Here is a 255-nt window from a genome sequence, read left to right as displayed (position 1 = left end):
TTGCAATCCCGACCAGGCTGTCGCCCCTTCCCAAGAAGAAGACACAAAGCCGGTCGTTGTCAGGTAAGACAAAACGGTAAAAAGCGCCCCCCAAAGTGCGGCAAATGCATCCGAAAAACTCGAAAGGTTACTGTCATTCGATCCAAAAAAATGGGCAAGAAATACCACCAGCGTTGTCCCCGCAACCAAGATCGCGGCCACACGGACTTCTGCGTCTTTCAGGATTGGACTGTCATCGTCCCCAAAAACTCCGCT

General features: G+C 51.8%; 1 pseudogene. It reads right to left on the bottom strand.

Features of this window, described 5'->3' with window-relative positions:
- A pseudogene (locus ACTF5F_RS13245) lies at positions 1–189 on the bottom strand (TrkH family potassium uptake protein); the annotation flags it as partial.
- Positions 190–255: the final 66 nt, after the last annotated feature.

This window comes from Cognatiyoonia sp. (genome assembly GCF_965661665.1).
Classification (GTDB): domain Bacteria; phylum Pseudomonadota; class Alphaproteobacteria; order Rhodobacterales; family Rhodobacteraceae; genus Cognatiyoonia.
This window is presented reverse-complemented; position numbering and strand designations above follow the sequence as displayed.